This is a genomic window from Roseofilum sp. SBFL (assembly GCF_017746885.1).
Classification (GTDB): Bacteria; Cyanobacteriota; Cyanobacteriia; order Cyanobacteriales; family Desertifilaceae; genus Roseofilum.
The window spans coordinates 1-24,286 of the sequence record NZ_JAGHZH010000104.1; the positions used below are offsets into that span (position 1 = coordinate 1).

At 45.5% G+C, this 24,286-nt stretch carries 17 protein-coding genes; 8 read left to right on the forward strand and 9 right to left on the reverse strand.

The genetic code is table 11. The features are described from left to right. Positions 1-3,802, forward strand: a 3,802-nt coding sequence (locus J7545_RS11490) for an Ig-like domain-containing protein (RefSeq protein ID WP_318719580.1), incomplete at its 5' end; no start/stop codon positions are given. 37 nt (positions 3,803-3,839) lie between these two features. Here the strand turns inward: J7545_RS11490 and J7545_RS11495 are convergent. From J7545_RS11495 to J7545_RS11515, 5 genes are all read right to left on the reverse strand, one after another. Then, positions 3,840-4,544, reverse strand: coding sequence for a rhomboid family intramembrane serine protease (locus tag J7545_RS11495; RefSeq protein WP_318719581.1), 705 nt, complete (start codon positions 4,542-4,544; stop codon positions 3,840-3,842). Positions 4,545-4,631: 87 nt separating this feature from the next. Next, entirely contained in the window at positions 4,632-5,936 is a 1,305-nt protein-coding gene (locus J7545_RS11500) for a hypothetical protein (RefSeq protein WP_318699192.1), read from the reverse strand. 59 nt (positions 5,937-5,995) lie between these two features. Further along, a complete protein-coding gene (locus J7545_RS11505) occupies positions 5,996-6,688 on the reverse strand; it encodes a hypothetical protein (protein ID WP_318699193.1) in 693 nt (230 codons plus the stop codon). Positions 6,689-6,860: 172 nt separating this feature from the next. Further along, positions 6,861-7,679, reverse strand: coding sequence for a tetratricopeptide repeat protein (locus J7545_RS11510; protein WP_318699194.1), 819 nt, complete (start codon positions 7,677-7,679; stop codon positions 6,861-6,863). Between the two features lie 451 nt (positions 7,680-8,130). After that, positions 8,131-9,588, reverse strand: coding sequence for an RNA-binding domain-containing protein (locus J7545_RS11515; protein WP_318699195.1), 1,458 nt, complete (start codon positions 9,586-9,588; stop codon positions 8,131-8,133). Between the two features lie 78 nt (positions 9,589-9,666). Here J7545_RS11515 and J7545_RS11520 point away from each other — a divergent pair, with 78 nt between their 5' ends. Then, positions 9,667-10,023 (forward strand): DUF1016 N-terminal domain-containing protein, encoded by a 357-nt coding sequence (locus J7545_RS11520; protein ID WP_318699196.1) that lies wholly within the window; start codon positions 9,667-9,669, stop codon positions 10,021-10,023. A 37-nt stretch (positions 10,024-10,060) separates the two neighbouring features. On the opposite strand, the gene ltaE is transcribed toward J7545_RS11520, so the two are convergent. Beyond that, positions 10,061-11,089, reverse strand: a complete 1,029-nt coding sequence (gene ltaE / locus J7545_RS11525) for a low-specificity L-threonine aldolase (protein WP_318699197.1) — start codon at positions 11,087-11,089, stop codon at positions 10,061-10,063. Between the two features lie 227 nt (positions 11,090-11,316). On the opposite strand from ltaE, the gene J7545_RS11530 reads away from it, so the two are divergent. Beyond that, on the forward strand, positions 11,317-14,358 hold the full coding sequence (locus J7545_RS11530) for an SMC family ATPase (protein ID WP_318699198.1): 3,042 nt from the start codon (positions 11,317-11,319) through the stop codon (positions 14,356-14,358). A gap of 70 nt (positions 14,359-14,428) precedes the next feature. On the opposite strand, the gene gltX is transcribed toward J7545_RS11530, so the two are convergent. Together gltX and J7545_RS11540 are read right to left on the reverse strand one after the other, a co-directional pair. Beyond that, positions 14,429-15,880 (reverse strand): glutamate--tRNA ligase, encoded by a 1,452-nt coding sequence (gene gltX, locus J7545_RS11535; protein WP_318699199.1) that lies wholly within the window; start codon positions 15,878-15,880, stop codon positions 14,429-14,431. A gap of 400 nt (positions 15,881-16,280) precedes the next feature. Continuing rightward, positions 16,281-16,451, reverse strand: a complete 171-nt coding sequence (locus J7545_RS11540) for a hypothetical protein (RefSeq protein WP_318719582.1) — start codon at positions 16,449-16,451, stop codon at positions 16,281-16,283. 125 nt (positions 16,452-16,576) lie between these two features. Between J7545_RS11540 and pds the strand changes: the two genes are divergently transcribed. Together pds and crtB are read left to right on the forward strand one after the other, a co-directional pair. Beyond that, positions 16,577-18,001, forward strand: coding sequence for a 15-cis-phytoene desaturase (gene pds, locus J7545_RS11545; RefSeq protein WP_318699200.1), 1,425 nt, complete (start codon positions 16,577-16,579; stop codon positions 17,999-18,001). Between the two features lie 30 nt (positions 18,002-18,031). After that, positions 18,032-18,955, forward strand: coding sequence for a 15-cis-phytoene synthase CrtB (crtB, locus tag J7545_RS11550; protein ID WP_318719583.1), 924 nt, complete (start codon positions 18,032-18,034; stop codon positions 18,953-18,955). 220 nt (positions 18,956-19,175) lie between these two features. Here the strand turns inward: crtB and J7545_RS11555 are convergent, their stop codons facing one another. Then, positions 19,176-19,838 (reverse strand): PEP-CTERM sorting domain-containing protein, encoded by a 663-nt coding sequence (locus tag J7545_RS11555; RefSeq protein WP_318699202.1) that lies wholly within the window; start codon positions 19,836-19,838, stop codon positions 19,176-19,178. 431 nt (positions 19,839-20,269) lie between these two features. Here J7545_RS11555 and J7545_RS11560 point away from each other — a divergent pair, with 431 nt between their 5' ends. The 3 genes from J7545_RS11560 (at position 20,270) to J7545_RS11570 (ending at position 24,268) form a co-directional block, all read left to right on the forward strand. Next, a complete protein-coding gene (locus tag J7545_RS11560) occupies positions 20,270-21,748 on the forward strand; it encodes a CoA-acylating methylmalonate-semialdehyde dehydrogenase (RefSeq protein WP_318699203.1) in 1,479 nt (492 codons plus the stop codon). Between the two features lie 69 nt (positions 21,749-21,817). Further along, complete coding sequence (locus J7545_RS11565; RefSeq protein WP_318699204.1) at positions 21,818-23,080, forward strand: sensor histidine kinase; 1,263 nt, start codon at positions 21,818-21,820, stop codon at positions 23,078-23,080. 69 nt (positions 23,081-23,149) lie between these two features. Then, positions 23,150-24,268, forward strand: coding sequence for a TRAP transporter substrate-binding protein DctP (locus J7545_RS11570; protein ID WP_318699205.1), 1,119 nt, complete (start codon positions 23,150-23,152; stop codon positions 24,266-24,268). Positions 24,269-24,286: the final 18 nt, after the last annotated feature.

The following is a 24,286-nucleotide window of genomic DNA, read 5'->3' on the forward strand; positions in this document are numbered from 1 at the left end:
AATTATTGCCACAGTCAATGCCGGAGCTACATCCCTGAGTAACACCGCCCAAGTGAGTGCCTCAGACCAAACCGACCCTGACTCAACTCCAGGTAATAATATAGACGGTGAAGACGACCAAGCCACAGTAACCACCCCAGTAGGTAGTACAAATAACCCACCAGATACGCAAGATAAGCTGTCTGAAACAATTCCTAATGATGAGCCTGCTCCAGTTCCTACTCTGACGGCAACTGATCCGGATGGAGATGAGATTGTCTCTTTTACAATCACAACTCTACCTCCATCAGAGCAAGGAACTCTCTTGCTTGATGGAAATCCTGTTTCTCAAAATCAAGTTCTGACTCCTGAACAAGCCAGTCGGTTGGTGTTTAACCCCAACCCGACATTCACTGGGAATGCCACATTTAACTACACTGCTACAGATAGCCAGGGTAATACGGACACAACGCCAGCAATGGTGACGTTACCGGTAGAAGCCCCAGTAACCAATTCTCCACCAGAGGCACAAAATAAAACTGGAGAAACCCGTCCGAATGATGAACCGAGTCCAGTGCCGACTTTAACAGCAACTGACCCAAATGATGACGTGTCCTTCTACACGGTCACGACGTTGCCACCCTCGTCTCAAGGAACACTCTTGTATAATGGGGTGCCAGTACAACCGGGACAAAAGTTTACTCCAGAACAGGCGGGTCAGTTGGTGTTTGACCCCAATCCTAGCTTTTCGGGGAATGCTACATTTGAATATACAGCTACAGATGAAGCAGGTAATACCGATCAAACTCCAGCAACGGTAACTCTACCTTTAGTCGCACCAACAACGACTAACCCACCAGAAGCAATAGATAGGAGTGGCCCAGTACGTCCCAATGATGAGCCGAGTCCGGTTCCGACCTTGATCGGGACTGATCCGGATGGTGATATATCTTTCTTTACAGTTACCACTTTGCCGAGTCCAGAAGAAGGGACGTTGTTCTATAATGGCGAGCCGGTACAACCCGGGCAAACGTTTACCCCAGAGCAAGCTGGACAGTTGATTTTTGACCCGACTTCTGGGTTTACGGGAGATGCGACGTTTGAGTATACGGTGACGGATACTCAGGGAAATACAGACCCGACTCCAGCGACGGTTACTTTACCCATTCAAGCAGCAACCGATGGACTTCCACCGATCGCCACATCTAATCCGAATAATCCTGTTCCTAATAATACTCCAAGTCCAGTCACCCGTCTCCTCGGCAATGACCCAGATGGAGAGTTGGCCTTCTTCAGAGTCAACACAACTATTCCACCAGAGCAAGGAACTCTACTGTACAGAGGAGAACCGGTTCAACCAGGTGATACCTTTACCCCAGAACAAGCGGCACAACTGGTATTTGACCCCAATCCTAACTACACTGGAGATGCTGAATTTACATTCACTGCGATTGATGATGATGGTAACGAGAGTTCACCGGCTACTGTCACCATCCCCATTATTCAGGCAACCCCTACAGCTCCTCCTGTAGCTAATCCAGCGACTAGCGAACCCATCACCCAAGGCAGTAGCGAACCCGCATCTGTGCCGACTCTGACCGGTTCAGATCCGGATGGGATAGTTTCATTCTTTACGATTCAAGATCCACCGACTCCAGAACAGGGAACGTTATTCCTCAATGGAGAACCTGTAGTAGCGGGACAACTGCTGACTCCAGGGCAGGCGAGTCAATTGACATTTGTTCCGAATCCTAATTTTACAGGGAATGCAACATTTACATTTATTGCAACCGATGAAACGGGGAATGTGAGCGGGGTTCCTGGAGTCGTCACCTTACCAGTGGTGGGACAAACACCGGTCGTGACTCCCCAACCCAATACAGGTGCACCTATGGTTCCTGCTATCTCACCGTCAGATCAGACCCCAACCGTCTCTCAAGTGAATGAAACTCCTTCAACACTATCGTTTTTGGGATTTGACTGGAGTGCAATTTTAGGGATTGGTTCCCATCTGGATTGTCTCGATCCGAATCCGGAGTTTTATGCCCCTTCAGAAGCGCGGGTTAATTTAAATGTAGTAGAACGGGACTTTTTTGGAACCGAGCAGGCGGAACTATTGCGAGCGGATCATGACAATAACCGAATTTATGGCAATGGTGGCTATGACTTGATTCTGGCTTATCAAAGTAATGATACGGTTTTTGCCGGAAATGGTAATGATACTGCTTATGGTGGTAGATACCATGATATTCTTCTCGGTCAGGAAGGGACCGATCTTCTTCTTGGCGACCAAGATAATGATACGGTCTTTGGCGGCCCGGGTGATGATATTCAGTTTGGCGGCCAACAAAATGATTGGCTGTTGGGGGGATTTGGAAATGATACAGCTATAGGCGATCGCGATAATGATTGGGTGTTTGGTGAAGAGGGATTTGATTCCCTGATGGGCCATTTCAACCAGGATATTGTATTTGGCGGTATTAATAGTGATACAATTCACGGCGGTCGGGGTTGGGATATCCTATTTGGCGGCCAACACCCAGATACAGTCTTTGGAGACTTAGGCAATGATACGGTGCATGGGAATTTAGGTAATGATTCCCTGATGGGAGGAATGCACCGAGATTGGATCTATGGTCACCGCCAGCGGGATGTTATTCATGCAGGCCAAGGAGATGATGTGGTGTTCGGTGGCCAGGAAGAAGATACGGTATTTGGAGATCGCCACGATGATACCCTCTCAGGCGATGATGGCAACGATTCCCTCATGGGCAACCTCTGTTATGACATTATGTTTGGCGATCGCGGCAACGATACCATGCATGGGGGACAACAGACCGATCTAATGTTTGGAGGACAACATCAGGACTCCATGTTTGGAGATCGCGGTCAGGATGTGGTATCAGGCGATCGCGGTTCCGATACGCTATATGGTAATCTGGGTGGCGATTTTATATTTGGCGGTACGGAAAACGATACCATCTATGCTGGACAACAGGATGATTGGATCTGGGGTGGACAACATCAGGATTCTATGTATGGAGATCGGGGTCGGGATGTGGTATCAGGCGATCGCGGTAATGATACCCTGTACGGTAACCTGGGTCGGGACTTCATGTTTGGTGGCACAGGACAGGATACCATTTTCGCCGGCCAACAAGATGATTGGGCCTATGGGGGTCAAGATAGCGATTTCGTCAGTGGCGATCGCGGTAATGATATTGTATCGGGCGATCGCGGTAGTGATTATCTCCTCGGCAACCAAGATAACGATACTCTGTACGGGGAGACAGAAGCGGACTGGATACATGGGGGACAACAGAATGATGTCCTTTATGGAGGACAACAGAACGATACCTTAAATGGCGATCGTAACAATGATGTTTTATTCGGTGACCGAGATAACGACTCCCTCCTCGGAAACCAGAATCGAGACATTCTCTCTGGTGGAGCGGGTAATGATATCCTCTTTGGAGGACAAGAAGAAGACACCCTTGATGGAAATCAAGGAGACGATACCCTTAGTGGAGATCTCGGTCAAGATTTCCTCTATGGTGGAGATGGAATTGATGTTTTTGTCCTCCGAACTGGATCGGCAGCTAATGATATTTCGTCGGCTGATATTGTGGCCGATTTCCAAGTCGGTTTAGACTTTATTGGTCTCACAGGAGGATTAACTTTTGTGGACGTAACGTTAGAGGTTTTGAACAATACCACAATTGTCACCATCACCCAAACCAATCAAGTGTTGGGAATTATTAATGGTGTGACACCAGAGGAACTTATTCCAGCAATTATTCCCGTCGATATTGGTTTAGTTTGAATAGGGAGTCGCTAATAGGGAATGGATCGTTTACCCTTTATAGCGCTTTGCGGTGTAAAGAGGCGATCGCCATTCCCCAGCCCATAACCAGTATTTGTTGCAGAACGTACCCAGGCGTAAGCGGATTAACTTGGATATCCAAGGAGCCGATAGCATAGGAAAATTGCTGCACAAACCACCAAAACAGGTAAAAAGTGGCTGGGAGTTGAATTGGGATAAAGATAATTAGCAAGGGAAGCAGAGTTTCAATTTTAGCGTTGGGAAACCTGATGACGTACGCGCCTAGGATCGCGGCGATCGCGCCATTGGCACCAACGATCGGTAAAGCAACTTCCGGATCGAGGAAAATACGGATTACACCTGCGACAATACCGCTAATCAGATAAAACCCCAGAAAAGGCAAGCGCCCCAGTTGGCTTTCAAGCCGTTTTCCAAACACGTATAAAAAAATTAAGTTTCCCAAAATTTGGGCATAGCTGTAATGCAGAAATAGCGCTGGTAAAATGGCAAAGCATCGCCAGAGAAATGCAACCCATACTGCCGGATTATCGCTGCTGATTGCCTGTTGCCACAATCGAGTAATTTCTCCTGGAATCATGCCCCAATAGCCCACCCAATCAGATAATTCTCCGGTAAAATCTAAATGAATTTCGGCAAAAAATACCATTATAGTCAAGCTGATTAACCCATAACAGATGACTGGAGTTCTGGTAATGGGTTGAGTATCGCGGATGGGAATCATGACAGTAGGGAATGGGGGATGGGGAATAGGGAATTAGGCAATAGGTAGTTGCATATATAGCAATTCACGCTATGGTCAGGGATAAGGTTAAACTTCCTCTTCCACTTCTGGAGCTGGAATCCAGAGGGCGATCGCTTCCCCGAAGAATAACCCTAAAATCGCAAAGCCTGCACCCATGACTAAAATCGTCAACTCGGCACTATCCCATAAGGCTATCTGGGGGAAAAACAGGGTAATTATCAATATCACCATCGCTGATAAGCTGCCAATTCCCAAACATAATTGTACGGACAGTTTCGAGAAGGAATAAACTTGAAAATGGGTTAATAAGTAAGCAATAAACGGAATCCAAATTGCCGAAACATATGCCGCATAAAACGACGCAATTAATGTGACAATTTCACCCCCTTTTAGAGCAATGGTTAACGCCAAACTGGCATTGAAGAAGGCAATTAGCCACCGACTCAGGGGAGAAACTGGAAACCAACCTAAATCTAAAATGGTTTTGGTTTGAATTCGCAGAATACTACTTCCGATTCCTAATGCTGGAACGACTAAAGAGAGAAGGAATAAAAATCCTAAAAGATGATCTTTACCACCGCCTATGGTCACTAAAATATAGGGAATCACTTCTTTTCCAGCGATCTCCATCGGTAAAAGGTCACTTCTTTGGGCGGCTAAAACTAAAGCTGTGGGTAAAAAAGCCAAAACCATAAATCCCAAGGCGGCTAATAAACTGCCTCCATATAACGTGGGAATTGTTTTAGCTTGAACAATATACTGTTGATATTTCATATCAATCATCACCAAGCTGACTGTCGAGAGAGAAACGCCTACCACTTCTCCCCAACCGACTTGAGTTAGAGAGGGAATAAATTGACTGGGAATTGAGGCATATTCGGGTAATCCGTGCAAGGTCAATAAAGCATAAATTAACGAGCCAATATTGAAGACTAATAGGGCTTTAAAAACGACCCCGGCTTTCTCGATGGGAAGTAAGGAAATTAAGAGAAAAATAAATGCTAAACCTACCATACTGGGCAAGATGGGCAGGGATAAAACTTTGAGAATAAATGCACCGGCAATAATTTGGACGGCATCAATGCCAATTAAGGATAACCAAGACATCAGAGCAATCAAGGTTTTGACGAAAGAACCGTAGCGATCGCCTAAAACAGTCCAAATCTGATCGACTTGTTGCCAATAGAACTGAGCCAAGCCTAACAGTGCGAAGGTTCCCAGGGCAATACACAAGGGATATAAACTCCCTGCTGCTCCCAAAGTGAGGGCTTTTTCTGCCGTTCCCAGGACAAAACCCAAACCATAATGAGCGGAAATCAGTAGAGCAGCCAGAGAAAAAAGACCAAGATGGCGATCGCTAGATGAATTCACAATCAATATCCATTAACAGCATCTGAGAATGACTGTAAACTCCGATCGCCAATTCCCGATTACCAGCGCCCAGTTCTAGTAGAAATTCTCAAATCCGATCGCAAGCGTAAATCGAGATCCGTATTGGGATCGATCACAAACACATCGCTTTTTCCACCTCCCAAAAACACTCCAGTTAGCGCTCCTAAACCTGCACCCCCTAAGATTTCTTCCGTAGCGATCGCGCGATCGCCAGTTATCCCGGCTAAAATAGTTGCTGCACCCGCACCGATAGCCGCACCTCGGAGAACTGAAGTAGCTCGCGATCTGCCAATTTGCTCGGTTTCTGTAAACCGTCGTGAAACCGCATCCAACGGCAAACGAGAACCATTCACCAAAATCAACTCCTCAGCCACAAACCGAGTCCCTACCGTATTGCCAGCGATTGGTTGTAAAGCTCCCCTCACCTGAGATCCCTTGGGAATCAACAACTGTCCTTGACGGGAGGTAATATTATCGGGAATCGTCAACACTAACTCAAATGTTTCATCAGGAGCAATCACTACTGTTTCTGCGCGATCGTAAACCATCGGCAGAATAACCCCCTCTGGAATCACCACATCATTGGCATCCGGGAACAATTGGCTCACCAGAGGACTGGTTTGGGCGATAACGGGAAGCACTCCCACGGACAAATTCACCGTTAATAAACTGACCAAACTTAGACCCAAGCCTACTTGAGAGTGTAGTGATTTCTCTCTAAAACCGATCATATTCCCATCATCCTTTACTTAACAGCATCACCTCCATGACTGAACACGCTTTCCTCAAGTTCCGGGAATTACAGCGCTTCGCATGGTAATGGGTAATTGGAAAACCATGAATTCTACTTAATGCCCTATTCTAGCTGAGACAGTCCACTACTGAATCTCTTTTCTCTCTCTCTTAATACAAAGACGAAACTAATTTTTTCCGATACTCTTGAGTCAAAGGATGAGTGTTTCCCAAATACTCAAATAATGCTAACATCCCCTTGCGGCCAGCATCCTGCTCATAGGAGCGGTGTTGCTCGACAAAATAGAGTAAGCCTTCGAGCGCTCCTTGATAATCGAGATCTAACACTCGACGACAAGTGTCTACATATTCGCGATCTAACTCTGTTTCTACTGACAAACTCACTTGGCGTTGGAAATATAATAATCCCTTCATCGACTGGGCTTTGGAAAATAATTCTATATTCTCTTTACCTACAGTCATCAGCATTTTTTCTGCCTCTTCCAATTGACCCAAATGGGTGAGAAATTCAGCCGCTACTAACACCACTCTTGGATCTTGAGGATAAGTCTCAAACAGCCGATCTAAAACGGATTTGACTTGGGGATACTGTTTTTGGGCGATTAACCCTCTAATACTCTCCAAATCTTGTTCTAAGGAAGATTGCAGATTAAATTTAGACAACATTTCTCGGATTTGTGGCTCCGGTAAGGCTCCGACAAAACCGGGAATCACGTCTCCCTGATGCACCATGCGAATATCAGGGACTCCTTCCACGTGGTAGCGGTTAGCTAACTCTGGATTTTGATCGATATCAACCTTGGCTAAAATAATCCCATATTCAACAGCCAGCTTCTCTAAAATGGGCTTAATCATTTGACAAGGACCGCACCACGTAGCGAAAAAATCGAGTAATACGGGGTGTTGATAGGAAGCTTCTAAGACTTCTGGGGTAAAGTTGTCTGTGTTAATCACCATAGCGTGTTCCATATTTTTGTTCTCCTGGGTAATCGGTTATTGTCTTAGGTGCTAGTTCTCGATCTATAGATTATATAGATCATTAAGTGTCCTGAATCCCAATTTTTAAGAGAGACTTGAGACTGGAGGCGATCGCCATACCCCAGAAACCGAAAAGGAGGCTGCTACATGAGTGAAACTGCGATAGGACTTACACAACGACTCCATATATAGGAGATTGATGTCCTGTGCTTCACTAACACACCATACCGATAGAGTGAATGAGTAAGTTCTGTGCGATCGCTATTTATATCGGCGATCGCTTAAAATCACATAAGGACAACTTAAGCTCTTGAGAGCTGTAATTCATATCAGATAGGACTTTCAGGTATTTCATTACGTCCCTAATTTAGAAAATTTTGCTGGCCAGTCACATAACGATCACATAAGGATTATTTATGCAGACAATAGAAACGATAAACAACTACGCCCAGTAAGGGATGTACTTAGCGTGTTTCTTCGATTTGTTTTCAGGGTCGTAAGGTTTAATGAATCCTTCGTTAATCGTATCCGCAATAATTCGTGAAGCTGTAGAATAGTTTTTGTCATCAATCACAAATCTTTTCCGTAAAGATTCATTGGTCATTTGCTCGCGACATACATAGCGCAAACAGGCGTGTTGATAACATGCTCTAATGCGATCGCTTTTATCCATGTCCTTTAGCTCTTTGTAACTGAATAGAATCGCCTCTGTATGTTTGTCCTTGACATTAAATTCTGGAGCAGGTAATTGAAATACTTCTACTGAATGAACCACTTTATCTATACCACTACCTCGCTCTTCGCAGACCTTAATTCTTCTCATAAATGCTGCTAAATCTTCATTTCGAGATTGAGGTGGGACATCTATAAAACGCATTGTATCAACCAATGGTTCTCCTGGATTTCTGATTTCTATACGGTCGGAAAAAATCTCAATTGTAGAGCCAACACCTGTCAGACTAAAGTCTTGGTGAATAATGGCGTTAGCTACTAATTCTCTAATTGCAATATCTGGATACATTTTGATGTTTTTTCGTAGTGCTTGACCAATTTGCTCATTTTGGGGAATTTGAGCATTAATGAAGTGAATTATCTCTTCGTAACTTATAGCATAGCCTTTCTCAAATACTTGTTCTCTCTGAGTAACAATTCTATTCTTATCTTTGTAGATAATAACTCGGATAGACTTTCTCCCCAGACGATCGAAGTCAGTAAAATTTTTGGCAAAGAGAATTGCACCCAGATTAGTGATATCAAAGTAGTGACTAGGTTTTACATTAATCAATTTCTCTTTGGCTCGGCGTTCGAGTATACCTTGTTTGTCGTCTGGAAGATGTTGTTCTGTTAGTTCAAAATAAGCTGGGTAATTGATTTTGGCTAAAACTTCATTCGCTGTTAGATTTTCCAGTGCTAATCTTTTTTCAAAGACTTGACGAGAAAACGAACTCCACAGCTCTCGTTCTTTTTCTGGATAATCCTTAAGCTTCTTTTTATAACTCCCCACTCGAATATACTCTGTTCCTTGAAACCTAACGGGCTGATGGCTGGCACAAGGAATTTCAAATAAAGCGATTTCTTGGCTTTGATAGGTAAATTCATAAATCCTAAAACTCACTCTGGGTGAAAGAAGTTTGAGTAGCCAGTTTTCTAATTCTTCGTTACTAACTTTGCTTTGTTTAGGATTAAAGTTGGTCCCAACTATACTATGGGTATTATTTTCAATTCCCCAAACAATATAGCCTGCATTTTGACCATGTAATGTGGCAGAATTGGATAGTGCTGATATATATTCGCCTATGGTTTCCGGCTTTGCATTATCTTGCTTGAACTCTACCCACTCAATTTCTTGAGGTAGGGAAATGAGTTGTTGTAGGATACTTGATAACTGACTAGATTCCATATTTCTAACTTTGTGGGGAGATAATCTACTTAAGTGCATTAGTATAGCATTACAAAGTACAGAAAAGGAGGCTGCTACGTGAGTGCAATCGAACCCAGTATAACCGAGGAACTCTTCAGCGAGGTCAAAGCCTTAATCGACATAGCAAAACAGCGTGTCGCGGTTACCATTAATGCTGAACTTACCCTTCTATACTGGCAGATTGGATCCCGCATTTATACGCAGATTCTCAACCAAGATCGAGCTACCTACGGTAAACAAATCATCAGTACCCTGGCTCAAAAACTGACTGAAACCTACGGCAAAGGCTGGAGCGAGAAACAACTGCGCCATTTTGTCCACTTTGCCGAAACTTTCCCTAACCTAGAGATTGTCTCCCCAGTGTGGAGACAATTAAGCTGGACACAAATTAAGACCCTGGATGTTCTCCATTAAAATTTTAGGGGTGTGAAGGTGATGGGAAACCCAACCATTAGCCAGCCACTATAACATCTTTAACGATATCTGGAACCTGTTGAATTTGTTCTCGGCTCACCATCAAATTGGTTACAGCTCTAATGGAATAGGTTCCATTAGCCAGTACCAAAACACCTTTCTCTCTGAGCTTTTCGACGAGCATTGAAGCTGGCATCGATAGGGTGTTGAATTGTATGATGTTGGTTTGAATTGCTGCCGGATCGATTTCAATACCCGGAACGGTTTGTAGGCTCTCGGCAAGGAGACGAGCATTGTCGTGATCGTCTTGTAATCGCTCTCGATGATGCTTGAGGGCATACAATGCTCCAGCAGCAAGAATACCAGCCTGACGCATGGCTCCGCCAAACATCTTGCGAAACCGCCGAGATCGCGCAATAAATTCGTTAGAACCTACCAGAGCTGAACCCACAGGTGCCCCTAATCCCTTAGAAAAGCAGACACTGACGGAATCAAATGAGCGAGCGTAATCCACTTCAGAAATGCCCGTAGCAATGCAGGCATTCCACAATCGTGCCCCATCGAGATGTAATTGCAATCCCTGCTCTTGGCATACATGGGCGATCGCCTTAATATCTTCAAGAGGATAAATATGTCCGCCCCCTCGATTGTGAGTATTTTCTAGGCAAACCAGTTTCGTTCTGGGAAAATGATCGTCAACGGGACGCAGTACTGCCTTGAGAGCGTCGGCGGTAAATACACCGCGATCGCCATCAATCAGACGGCACATCACGCCTGAGAGTGCGGCTGGGGCACCTCCTTCGTAATAATAGAGGTGGGCGTTGGCATCAAAAATGACTTCATCACCCGGTTCTGTATGGGCACGCAGAGCCACCTGGTTAGTCATTGTACCCGAAGGCATAAAGACAGCCGCCTCTTTACCGAGTAGCTCTGCCACGTAAGATTCTAGAGCTTGAACTGTTGGATCGTCACCCAATACATCATCACCCACCTGGGCATTGGCGATCGCCTGTCGCATTTGAGGGGTGGGCTGAGTTACTGTATCGCTTCTTAAGTCAATCATCATAAGCTTTAGAGAAGATGTTAGGGTTTACTCAGAAGTTTTTTACTGACTATGTCGAACCAGATGTTTAACCCAATTTTCAAGAATAGTCAAGAATTCAATACTGCTCAGGTGGGTTAACCTCCCCTATCTCCCCACCTTCTCACAGAGATTGCATCACTTGCACGAACAGAATAGTATTGAGGATGAACTAGCTTGAGAATACAACAGTATAAGGGTGTCCTTTTGGAATGATACCGCTACAATTGACGCTGAAAAACTTTCTGAGTTATCAGGAGGCGACGCTAGATTTTAGTCAACTCCATACCGCTTGCATCTCTGGTGTAAATGGATCGGGGAAGTCGTCTTTACTTGAGGCGATCGCCTGGAGTCTGTGGGGCAAAAGTCGCGTGGGTAGCGAAGATGACTTGATCCACTATGGAGCGGCGGAAGTTCGGGTTACGTTTAGTCTTATTCAGCATCAACAAACGTTTCGCGTCATGCGCACTCGTCAACGGGGACAAAGTACGAGTCTAGAGTTTCAGGTGCAGACGGAAAGTGGGTTCCGTTCGCTGACGAGTCGGAATATGCGCCAAACTCAGCAGCTTATTATTGAGAGTCTGAAATTAGATTACCATACGTTTGTGAATTCGGCTTATTTGCGCCAGGGAAGAGCGGATGAGTTTATGCTCAAAGGGGCAATGGAGCGGAAACAGATTTTGGCGCGGTTATTGAATTTGGATCAATACGATCGGTTAAGCGATCGCGCCAAAGAAATTTCTGTCCAGCATAAAGCGACTGTGGGAGTCCTGCAACCGCAACTTCAGGCAATTGAAAGCCAACTGACGACAGAAGAGGCGATCGCCCAGCAATTGCAAGAAGTAGAGCAACATCTGCACCAACTGCACCAGACGCAAACGAGAGCAAAACAACAACTGAGCAGTTGGCAAACTCTCCAACATCAGCAACAAACGCTACAGCAACAACTCCAGTGGCATGAAAGTCAACAAGAAAGCTTGGAGCGCGATCGCCAGCGTTTGCACCAGGAGCGAGACACGGCTCACACCCAAAAAGAGCAACTCGAAAGCCTTTTAGCCCAAGAAAGTGATATTACCACGGCTTACAACACCTTCCAGAACCTGCAAGCGAAAGAAGCCCAACTTGCTGCCCAATTTAGCACCTATCAAACCACCCAAGAACAGCTTAATCACTTGCGTCAGACGCAAAAAGAGCAACAACAAGCCTTAGAAGATCAACTACGTCTGATTCAAATTCAACTGGATCATCTGCAAACTCAAGAAAGAGAACTACAAGCCATCCTCGATCGCCAGCCAGAAATTGAAGCAGCTCAAGTTAAACTACAACAAGCTCGCGATCGCCTCAATTCCCTCGATCAACTTCAATTGCAAGTCTCTCCCCTGCTTCACCATCGCCAAAATCTGCAACGGAAAATTGACCAAGCCACTGCCCAATGTCGAGCTAAACTCGAAGAATTACAAAGTTCTTGGAAACAACTGCAAACCGAACAAGCCCAAACCCCTTTATTAGAACAAGCGGCTGAAGATTTAGCCGGTGAAATTGCCCAATTGGAGAAAAAACGCATTTATCAACAGCGCGTCTTAGAAAAAGGGCAAGAACGGCGTAATATGATGGAGCGGTTGCAGGCACAACAGCGCGGCTACGAAAGCCAACTCGATGCCATTAGTCAAAAATTACAATTGCTGAAACAGCGATCGAGTCCAGAAAATAGTGACGATCGAATCTATCCACCTTGTCCATTATGCGATCGCCCCCTGGATGAACACCACTGGCACTTAGTGCAAGAAAAACACACGTCCGAACAACAACAAATCCTCAATCAAATCTGGGTCATTCGGGAACAGCTTGCCACTTCTGAGTTGGAAATTAAAGTTTTCCGCCAAGAATACCGGGATTTAGATCGCGAACTGGCTAGGCTCAGTCCCGCTCTGGAAAAGCGAGGACAACTCAAAGCTGTCTTAGATGTCACGGAGCAAAAACTCGAACGCCTCCAACAGTTGCAAACGGAAATTTTGGAGCTAGAGGACGCTTTGCAAACTCGCAGCTATGCCCAGGATCTCTACATTGAACTGGAAACAATCGATCGACGGATTCAGCAACTCAAATATGATGAAAAAGATCATGTCCTCGCTAGAGGTCAAGTCGAAAAATGGCGCTGGGCAGATATGAAAAAAGGAGAAATTAAATCGGCTCTCAAACAGCAGAAAAAACTCCAAGAAGAGCGTCCAGAATTACAAGATCAAGATCAACAACTGAGCCGCCGTTTAGAGAAGTTACAGACAACCTCTAGCCTCCAGCGCCAAATTCAAACATTAGAAACCCAGTTAGCGGAAATTGACTACGATCCAGAGAGCCATCAAAGATTGATCGATCAGTTGAGGAAGGCTCAAAGTGCCCAATTTCGTCATCAACAATTGGAACAAGCCCAAGAACAGTATCCCCAAGTTGGTCAGACTTGTCTAGAGTTAGATCGTCGCTTAGAGGATCATCAATATCGGACGCAGGAATTGGGCGAAAGTTTAGCTCAGTTGCATAAAGTTCTGCTACAAAATCCGGATGCTACGCCTCAAGTGAGAGCTTTAGAGCGCCAAATTCAGGACGGGCAAAATCAGCGAGAAGAGTTATTGGCTCGTAAGGGTAGATTGCAACAGCAGCAGCAACATTTAAAAAGCCTCAATCGGCAGTATCAAACGATTAAACAACAACTGGAAGTTGCTCAGAGAAACTATCGAGTGTACACTGAGTTAATGTATGCTTTTGGTAAAAAAGGGATTCAATCTCTAATGATTGAGAACATTTTACCAGAGTTAGAAGCGCAAACGAATCGGGTGTTAGCACGGTTGAGTTCTCACCAGTTGCATGTGCAGTTTATCACGCAAAAATCCCAGAAAACGAAGAAAGATAAATGGGTGGAAACCCTAGATATTTTAATTGCCGATTCCCAGGGAACTCGTCCCTATGAAACTTATTCGGGGGGGGAAGCCTTTCGGGTAAACTTTGCCATTCGTCTAGCTTTAGCGAAACTCTTGGCGCAACAGTCGGGAACTGCCTTACAAATGCTGATTATCGATGAAGGATTTGGCACACAAGACGAGGAAGGATGCGATCGCCTGATCGCGGCGATCAATGCCATTTCTCCTGAATTTGCCTGCATCCTCACTATTACTCACCTGAATTTCTTTAAGGAAGCGTTTCCGGTGCGTATCGAGGTGACGAAAACGGCGAATGGTTCGCAACTTTCGGTACAAAGTTGACGATCGATACCTGAGTCATAGAACCCCGGTTTCTTCAAGAAACCGGGGTTCTACCACCAAGCCATCTATTCTATACTGAGGAAGCTAGCGTTTTCAGGGATTGTTTGATGCGATCGCTATCTTGTCCTTTCTGATTCCAGAGTAACCAAGATTGGATCAAATCGGGACCGTGGACTTCACCGGTTAAGGCTGCGCGTAGACTCCGCATGACTAAACCTTTTTTCACCTTTTTCTCTTTGGTGACGGCTTTAATGGCATCTTTGAGGGTGTCTTCCGTCGCGCTTTGCCCTTCAACCGTGGCTAAAAGGGACTCTAGAATTTCTTTTACGCCCTCTTTTTGCAATTGTTCCGTTGCTTCTTCAGAAAAGTTGATTTCTTGACTAAAGAACATTTGCGCTAATTCCACGGCTTCCGGCAAACGGGTTAAACTGGGGCCAATTAAAGCAACAATTTGTTCTAACCAGGAGCGTTCTTCTGAGTCTGTGGCAAAACCAGCTTCTTGCCAAACCGGAAGGATCAGATCGGTTAATTCAGGGATGGGAAGATGATGGAGATATTGGCTATTAATCCAGTTGAGCTTATCCCAATCAAATTTAGCACCGGCTTGATTGACGCGATCGAACGTAAAGGTTTGGGCGGCTTCGTCTAGAGTAAAGATTTCCTGCGTCGCATCGGGAGCCGTCCAACCCAACAGGGTCATATAATTGGCTAGAGCAGGAGCAATATAGCCCATCTGACGGAAGTCGGAAATGGAGGTTACGCCATCGCGCTTGGAGAGTTTGCGGCCGTCTTGATTTAAGATTAAGGGCGTGTGGGCAAATTCGGGAACCTGTCCGCCGAAAGCTTCGTAGAGTAAAATCTGTTTGGCGGTATTGGCGATATGGTCTTCACCGCGAATGACATGGGTAATGGTCATATCCATATCATCAACGACTACAGCTAAATTATAGAGGGGTTGGCCGACTCCTCCGGCTTCGGCAGCACGAGCAACCACCATATCCCCCCCTAAGTCGCTGGCTTTCCAACTGACGGTTCCTCGGACTAAATCTTTCCAAACAATGGTGCGATCGTCGTCTATTTTAAACCGGATTACAGGTTTGCGACCTTCGGCTTCAAAGGCGGCTTGTTCGTCTGCCGTCAAATTGCGATGGCGGTTATCATAGCGGGGAGCAAGTCCGACGGCTTTTTGCTTGGCTCGCATGTCGTCGAGTTCTTCGGGAGTGCAATAGCAGCGATAGGCTAATCCTTGATCGAGTAAGGTTTGTACGGCTTGTTTATAGAGATCGAGCCGTTGGGACTGATAAAATGGGCCTTCATCCCAGGTTAAGCCTAGCCAATTGAGGCCTTCGAGGATATTATCGGTGTATTCAGGGCGCGATCGCTCCCGATCCGTATCTTCAATTCTGAGAATAAACTGTCCTCCTAGATGGCGGGCGAATAACCAGTTAAATACAGCCGTCCGTGCTGTACCAATATGGAGGTTTCCAGTGGGACTCGGTGCAATTCTAACTCTGACGCTCACAAAAGTTTTCTCTTTCGATACAACTTTTTCTCATTCTAACCCTTGAAATGCTCTTAAATCCCTATAAGGATTGAAAACTAACTCGCCAAAAGACACTTCAGGGGGGAAATCAGCCAAGAATATTGACAAAATAAGACCCAACCTTTACCCATGGAAATCAAGGCTTTCCAGAACCAAGGGGTCGTTAACACTTTAGGATTTTGAGTTAAGAAAACGCCAGTTAAATACATAGTCAGCCGCTACTCCAGATGAGGTGATGAATGAAAAATCATGGATGGGAAAAACAATCGCGTGAAGTAAGCAGCGCGTTAACTTCCCCTATGCTTTACACCATAAGGAAATGCTGGAACTCGATCTATCCCGATTGTGCTAGTCTCTAAACCGCACAAAGCGCTTTGCGCTAGGGAATGGGGAATAGGGAATGGGGAATAGGGAATGGGGAATAGGGAATGGGGAATAGGGAATGGGGAATGGGGAATGGGTTACGGTAGCGAACTTTTTCTCTGCTATAGGACAGGGAGATCGTGTCGTTCCTGATGGGTAAGACTAGAGACACCTGGGTAACTGGCAACTTTGCTCACCAGTGGTTTCGGCATCAGAAATCCAGATTTCTGGCAATCTTCGATCAAAAATTGAGAACTCTGGGCAGACTGGTGTAGAATACTAAGAAATGTTACAGAGCGAAAAAGAAACTAAATGCGAGTTGCGATCGCTGGAGCTGGATTAGCAGGACTCTCCTGCGCCAAATACCTCACCGATGCGGGTCACACCCCCATTGTCCTAGAGCGTCGGGATGTCCTAGGAGGAAAAGTAGCCGCCTGGAAAGACGAAGACGGGGACTGGTACGAAACCGGATTGCACATCTTTTTTGGGGCTTATCCCAATATGCTGCAATTATTCAAAGAACTCGACATTGAAGACCGTTTGCAATGGAAACAGCACACGATGATCTTCAACCAGCCAGAACAACCCGGAACCTACTCCCGGTTTGACTTTCCCGATCTTCCCGCTCCCATTAATGGTCTAATTGCCATTCTCCGCAATAACGATATGCTCACCTGGGGCGAAAAAATCCAATTTGGCATCGGACTGCTTCCAGCTATCCTTAAGGGACAGAGCTATGTAGAGGAAATGGATCGATATTCCTTTAGTGAATGGCTCAAAAAACAAAACGTACCGCCTCGCATTGAAACCGAAGTCTTCATCGCCATGTCCAAAGCGTTGAACTTCATTAACCCCGATGAAATTTCTGCCACCATTATCCTCACAGCTCTGAATCGATTTCTCCAGGAGAAAAACGGCTCGAAAATGGCCTTCCTCGATGGCTCTCCCACAGAAAGACTGTGCCAGCCTTTAGTCGATTATATTAGCGATCGCGGTGGCCAAGTTCGACTCAACGCCCCCATCAAACAATTCCTCCTCAAAGACGACTACAGCGTTGGCAGCTTTTTACTGCGCGGACTCGACGGTCAACCCGATGAAGAGCTAACCGCCGATGTCTACGTTTCTGCCATGCCCGTAGATCCCCTGAAAACCATCCTGCCCCAACCTTGGCGAACCATGCCCTACTTCCAGCAACTCCAAGGACTAGAAGGGGTTCCCGTCATCAACCTGCACCTGTGGTTTGACCGCAAACTCACCGACATTGACCATCTGCTCTTTTCCCGCTCTCCCCTTCTCAGTGTCTACGCAGACATGAGTAACACCTGCAAAGAGTACGCTAACCCAGACCGCTCCATGCTGGAACTGGTTCTAGCCCCCGCTAAAGACTGGATCTCGAAATCCGATGAAGAAATCATCGCCGCCACTTTAGCCGAACTGAAAACCCTATTTCCCCAACATTTCACGGGCGACAACCCGACAAAATTACTCAAATCCCACGTCGTCAAAACCCCTCGCTCAGTCTACAAAGCCACCCCCGGACGGCAAAATCATCGCCCTTCCCAAGAAACTCCCATTCCCAACTTCTATCTCACTGGAGATTACACCATGCAGCGCTACCTCGCCAGCATGGAAGGAGCAGTCTTATCCGGCAAATTAACCGCCCAAGCTATTGTCAGAAGTCAGGAATTAGGAGAAACTCCAATAAAGTCCCCGGCTAAATCTGAGTCTGCCCTCTAAATTTCCCACCGCCGAATCTCTCTGTAACCCATGCTGCAATTACCGAAGCCTGCTCGCATGAGACCGCTTGTCTCCCTAGAACAATCCTATGAACTCTGTCGTCAAATTACGGCAACCTACGCTAAAACCTTCTATTTAGGAACCCTGTTGATGCCAGAAATCAAGCGCCGCGCCATCTGGGCCATTTATGCTTGGTGTCGGCATACCGATGAATTGGTAGATGGTAAGGAAAGTGAAATTACCACTCCAGAAACCCTTGACCATTGGGAACAACGCCTAGAAGAAGTGTTTGACGGACGTGCCATCACCGATGAAGAAGTTGCCCTAGTGGATGCCCTACACCAGTTTCCCCTAGACATTCAGCCCTTTCGCGATATGATTGCCGGGCAACGAATGGATTTATTCCAAAGTCGGTATCAAACGTTTGACGATCTGTATTTGTACTGTTACCGAGTTGCGGGAACCGTGGGGTTAATGTCTACGTGTGTAATGGGCGTAGATGAGTCCGGTTCTGTTGCTCCTTGGCATAATCGCCCCTATGTACCGATAGAAGAGGCGGTAGCCCTAGGTATTGCCAACCAGTTAACAAATATTCTCAGGGATGTAGGGGAAGACATTCAGCGCGGCAGAATTTATTTACCCTTGGAAGAGTTGGCTCTGTTTGACTATACGGAAGAGGATTTACTGAACGGGGTGATTGACAAGCGTTGGCGCGAGTTTATGCGCTTTCAAATTCAACGAGCGCGGAAGTTCTACAAACAAGCAGAACGGGGGGTACGCTATCTGATTCGGGATGCTCGATGGCCAGTTTGGTCAGCGTTGATGCTCTATCAACAGATTTTAGGAGCGATCGAACGCAATGATTATGATGTATTTAGCAAACGCGCTTATGTGTCTTTACCGAAGAAATTGGTGACTTTGCCTGTGGCTTATATGCGATCGCAAATCTTCTAATCCTATCCAATTACTTTAAGCAAGGGGCTGAGGGTCCCTTGTTTAGTAGCACTTCATCCAGTTTTGTCCTATTCTGAGATTCTTGGCGATCGTGGTAGGGCGGGCAGTTGATTCAAATAAGATTCAGATATGATTGTAGGGGCAAACAACCATTTGCCCCTACAGATCCCATTTTTGCAGATAGATCTTAATGACTATAACCCTTCTTTTCTTTTACACCTTATCCATTTTGGCGACGACGAGTACCAACTAAGGCTGCACCAACTAGACCAAGACCCAGGAGAGTTGCAGGTTCAGGTACAGCAGTAAATACAGCACCACTTAGAGCCATATCATCAATTGAACCACCAGAATTGAGAATAGCCCAAGCCTCATCAACCGTCATATTGTTCTGTTGGAAAGTCAGGTTACCTGCCCCCTTCGTTGTTTCCCCACCAATGTCAAAGGTACCAAAAAGTGCTACATCAATAGAAATATTAGCACCACTTTGCTTAATATCATATTCAGCATTCTCTAAGATGAAGACGTTAGCTCCGTCAGTAATTTCCCCAACATCACCCATGGCCACCTCAAAAGGATTTTTCGTCCCGAAATCTAGGAAAGGATTTTCATAGATATCACCACTAAAGCTAACGACTTCCTGGATTTGTGCAGTTTGGAATGGAGCAAAAACACCTTCCTGAGTTGTCAGAGCCACAGGAGTGAAGGGTTCATTATTAAAGTCTAGTGCATCTTTAGTTAAGGTAACACTCGTTAGACCGTCGATACCAAAACCACCGCTGAATTGAGTAGAGCTGAAAGCATTGGCAGCACTGGAAGTAGCCATAACACCAGCAACGGTTAAGGGAAGAACAGCGATAGAAGCAACGAGTTGGTTTTTCATGACTTATTAGGACTCCAAATAACTTGAATGAGTGTTTGTTTAGTATTGAGCTTAGACCAATATCTTTTCGAGCTTGTAGAAACAACATTGTGAACACCCTGAGTAAACATGTTCAGTAATTGTTCCTGAGTGTTTTCCTCTCATGACTCTAAGTTAGCAAGAACTACGGAGTACTTACAAGCATTTTTCCGAAAATTCACGGAAACTTTAAAAAAAATAGGTTCATCATGAAGGATTTGTGAAGTTGATCTGGGATTTCCCGGATCTGGGTCACGAGAGAGCTATCTTTGCCTCGGTTTATTGCGTAAAATTTGGGCCGTGAGTCCATTAACGTGGACAACCTGTGAAAAGATTGCTTGGGAGTAGGGAGAGTGGGAAAATACCATTAGAGTAGGTTGAGTGGGAACTCGTGAGTGGGGTAAGTACAAGTTATGACCGAAACTCGAAGTTTACAAAACTATATCAATGGGCAATGGTGCGTCTCTAGAGCAACGGAATCGATTTCGGTAACGAACCCAGCGACGAGTGATGAGTTAGGAAGAGTTCCGGTTTCTCCAGCTACTGAGGTCGATCGCGCAGCAACAGCAGCCAATATCGCCCAGCAGGATTGGCGCAGGGTTCCCCCGCAAGAGAGAATTCAGTATTTGTTTAAGCTAAAAGGGTTGTTAGAGCGAGACTTTGAGAGCCTTGCCCAGACAATTACGATCGAGTGCGGTAAAACGTTGAAGGAGTCCCAAGGGGAGTTACGGCGAGCGATTGAGAATGTGGAAGTGGCTTGTGGGATTCCGACTCTGATGCAAGGGGTTAATCTAGAAGATATTGCCCAGGGGATTGATGAAATCATGATTCGGCAACCGGTAGGAGTTGCAGCAGTTATTGCACCGTTTAATTTCCCGGCGATGATTCCGTTTTGGTTTATGCCCTATGCTCTCGCTTGTGGCAATACTTATATTGTGAAGCCTTCGGAGAAAGTGCCCCTGACGATGGAAAAGGTGTTTCATCTGTTAGAGGAAACAGGACTACCCAACGGAGTAGTGAGTTTAGTTCATGGAGCGAAGGAAACCGTAGACGCAATTTTAGAGCATCCCTTCATTCGGGCGATTAGTTTTGTCGGTTCTAGTCCAGTGGCTCGATATATATATAGTCAAGCGGCGGCGCATGGGAAGCGGGTGCAGTGTCAGGGAGGAGCAAAAAATCCGATTATTGTGCTGCCGGATGCGGATCTGGAGATGACGACGCGTATTGTGATTGATAGTGCGTTTGGCTGTGCGGGACAGCGCTGTTTAGCGGCTTCGATCGCTCTCACGGTTGGTTCTGTGCGAGATTCGTTTCGGGAGGCGATCGCCACCACCGCAACGGAGCGTAAGGTCGGGTTTGGTCTGGATGAAGGTATCCAAATGGGCCCAGTCATTACTGAAGGGAGTCAACAGAGAATTGAAGGATTAATCGATCGCGGAACCCAAGAAGGCGCTCAACTTCTTGTAGATGGCAGAAAGGCGAACATTCCCGGTTACGAAAAAGGTTACTTTGTGCGACCGACTATTTTAGATGGAGTTGAGCCAGAGAGCGCGATCGCCGGAACCGAAATTTTCGGCCCAGTTCTGGGCTTAATGCATGTGAACGATTTAGAGGAGGCGATCGCCTTAATCAACCAAAGTCCCTGGGGAAATATGGCCTGTTTATTTACCAGTAATGGCGCAGCCGCCCGTAAATTCCGCTATGAAGTTGAAGCCGGAAATATTGGGATTAACATTGGTGTTGCTGCACCCATGGCCTTCTTCCCCTTTAGTGGTTGGAAAGAGAGCTTTTTTGGGGATTTACACGGTCAAGGCCGTCATGCCGTTGAATTTTTCACTCAAACTAAAGTTGTCATTGAACGCTGGCCCAAGAACTGGTCGCGGCACTTTTAACCTCATCGGTCATAAAAAATAGATTATAATTTCCTATAAACAAGATTGCCAAATTGAGATGCCAATTAGATGCCAAAAAATCAAGATTCTGGGTTTATTCTAATTGTAGATGATAATCCCACTAATCTATCCATACTCTCAGAAGCCCTTAGTAGTGAAGGATTTCGCTTTCGGGTAGCGATGGATGGAGAAAGTACCCTCACTCTTGTCGAACGGAATCAACCCGAACTCATCTTGCTTGATGTACAAATGCCAGGAATAGATGGTTTTGAAGTCTGTTCTCGACTCAAAGAAAAACCTCTTACCGAAAAAATTCCCATTATTTTCGCTACGGCATTATCTGATACAGAAAGCAAAACGAAAGGCTTTGCTCTAGGTGCAGTCGATTACATTCCAAAACCTTTCGATCGCGAAGAAGTCCTCGCAAGAGTACGGGTGCATCTGCAACTCAAACACTTGAGAGAATCTTTAGAAGACCAAGTGCGCGATCGCACGGCTGCTTTGCAACAAGCTCAGGTTCAGTTAGTTCAACAAGAAAAACTCTCCAGTTTAGGAGAAATGGTCGCGGGGATTGCCCACGAACTCAATAATCCAATTACCTTTCTTTCTAGCAATCTTGAACCCTTAAAAGACTATGTGGTAAGTGTAAAAGACATTCTTCATCTCTACGAGCAAGACTGTCCTAAACCCTCAACAGAATTAGAGAAAGCTATAGATGATTTAGATTTAGATTTTGTGCTGGAGGATATGGAAAAAATCATCGAATCTTTTACTCTTGGTGTCAAACGAATCAAAAACATATCGGAATCTCTGCGGATCTTTTCTCGTGCCGATAGCGAAACAAAAATTGAAGCAGACTTACACGCATGTCTAGATAGTACCCTGACTATTTTGCAACATCGTATCAAAGGGAGTAGAGATCGCGACCCCATCGAAATCATTAAAGCCTACAATTCCCTGCCCCCAGTCTTGTGCTATCCCGGGCCGCTGAATCAGGTATTTATGAATATCTTAGCCAATGGGATTGATGCTCTAGATGAAAGCCTCTTACAAGGTAAATTAGACAACCCAAAACTTGAAATCCAAACCAAATTATTGCCCTCAGACAAAATTGAGATTCAAATTACCGATAATGGTCTCGGTATTCCCGAATCGATCCAAACCCGTTTGTTTGAACCGTTATTTACCACTAAACCGGTGGGAAAAGGAACCGGATTGGGACTGGCGATCGCTCATCAAATTGTGGTAGAAAAGCACCAAGGACAACTGAGTGTAGAATCTCATCTAGGGAAAGGAACTACATTTACCATTAAAATTCCGATCCAAGGTTAAGCCAATTCAGTCGCCCGAAAATCCAGTCATAGAAGAAAAAAGTAATGATAAATTTAAATCCATGAAATCATGAAACGTCGCCACTTTATCCATACATCAGCAACGGCCTTAACAGGAGCAGCCGCCCTAGGCAGTTGTAGCCAGCCAGACCAGCAAAGTGAACCAATTGAACCAGACTCCAATGTCCTTTTTCCCGTTGTGCAATGGCGAATGGCTACCAGTTGGTCTAAAGCACTCAATATTGTATTTGGAAGCGCAGAAACCCTATCGCGCCGTGTCAAAGAAATGACAGGAGGACGATTTGTAATTATTCCCTATGGTGGAGGAGAATTAGTGCCTCCCTTAGAAATCTTAGATGCTGTTGGTAATGGCACTGTAGAGTGTGGTCACTCAGGAGGCGCTTACTATATTGAGAAAAACCGCATCTTTGGCATCGATACATTACCCTTTGGTATGAATTCCCAACAGCTAACTGCCTGGCTATATCGGGGAGGTGGCTTAGACCTTTTACAGGATCTCTATGCTGACTATGGCGTGATTAATTTTCCGGCAGGGCAAACTGGGGTTCAGATGGGAGGATGGTTCAGAGAAAAAGTCTCTACACCAGCCGATTTTAAAGGGCTAAAGATGAGAATACCGGGCGCTGGAGCGCAGGTAATGAGTCGTTTAGGAGTCGAGCCGGTTACCTTATCTTCCACTGAAGTCTTTTCCGCTATGGAGTCAGGAGAGCTTGATGCGGCAGAGTTTAGCGGGCCGTTTGATGATGAAAACCTGGGAATTTATCATGTTGCTCCTTACTACTACTATCCCGGTTGGTGGGAAACCAGTTTCGCATTTCAACTCTACGTTAATTTAGAGGCTTGGAATCAACTGCCTAGTATATACCAAGAAATTTTTAAAGCGGCAGCTATAGAAACTCATGTGACGACATTGGCTCACTATGACACGGAAAATGGCGCGGCTCTAAAACGATTAATCAGTCGCGGTACGGAGTTGTTACCCTTCAGCGAAGAAATATTGAATGCGGCTTATGCAATAGCGATTGAACTCCAGGAAGAAATGGCTGCTCAAGATCCCGGTTTTAAGGCTGTTTATGACCATTGGAGGGCGTTTCGCAATAATATTTCGGGGTGGCACGCAGTCAGCGAACTGAGCTATGCCAACTTTGCGTTTAATCGCGATCGCTAATCATAGCGCTTCGCGCTA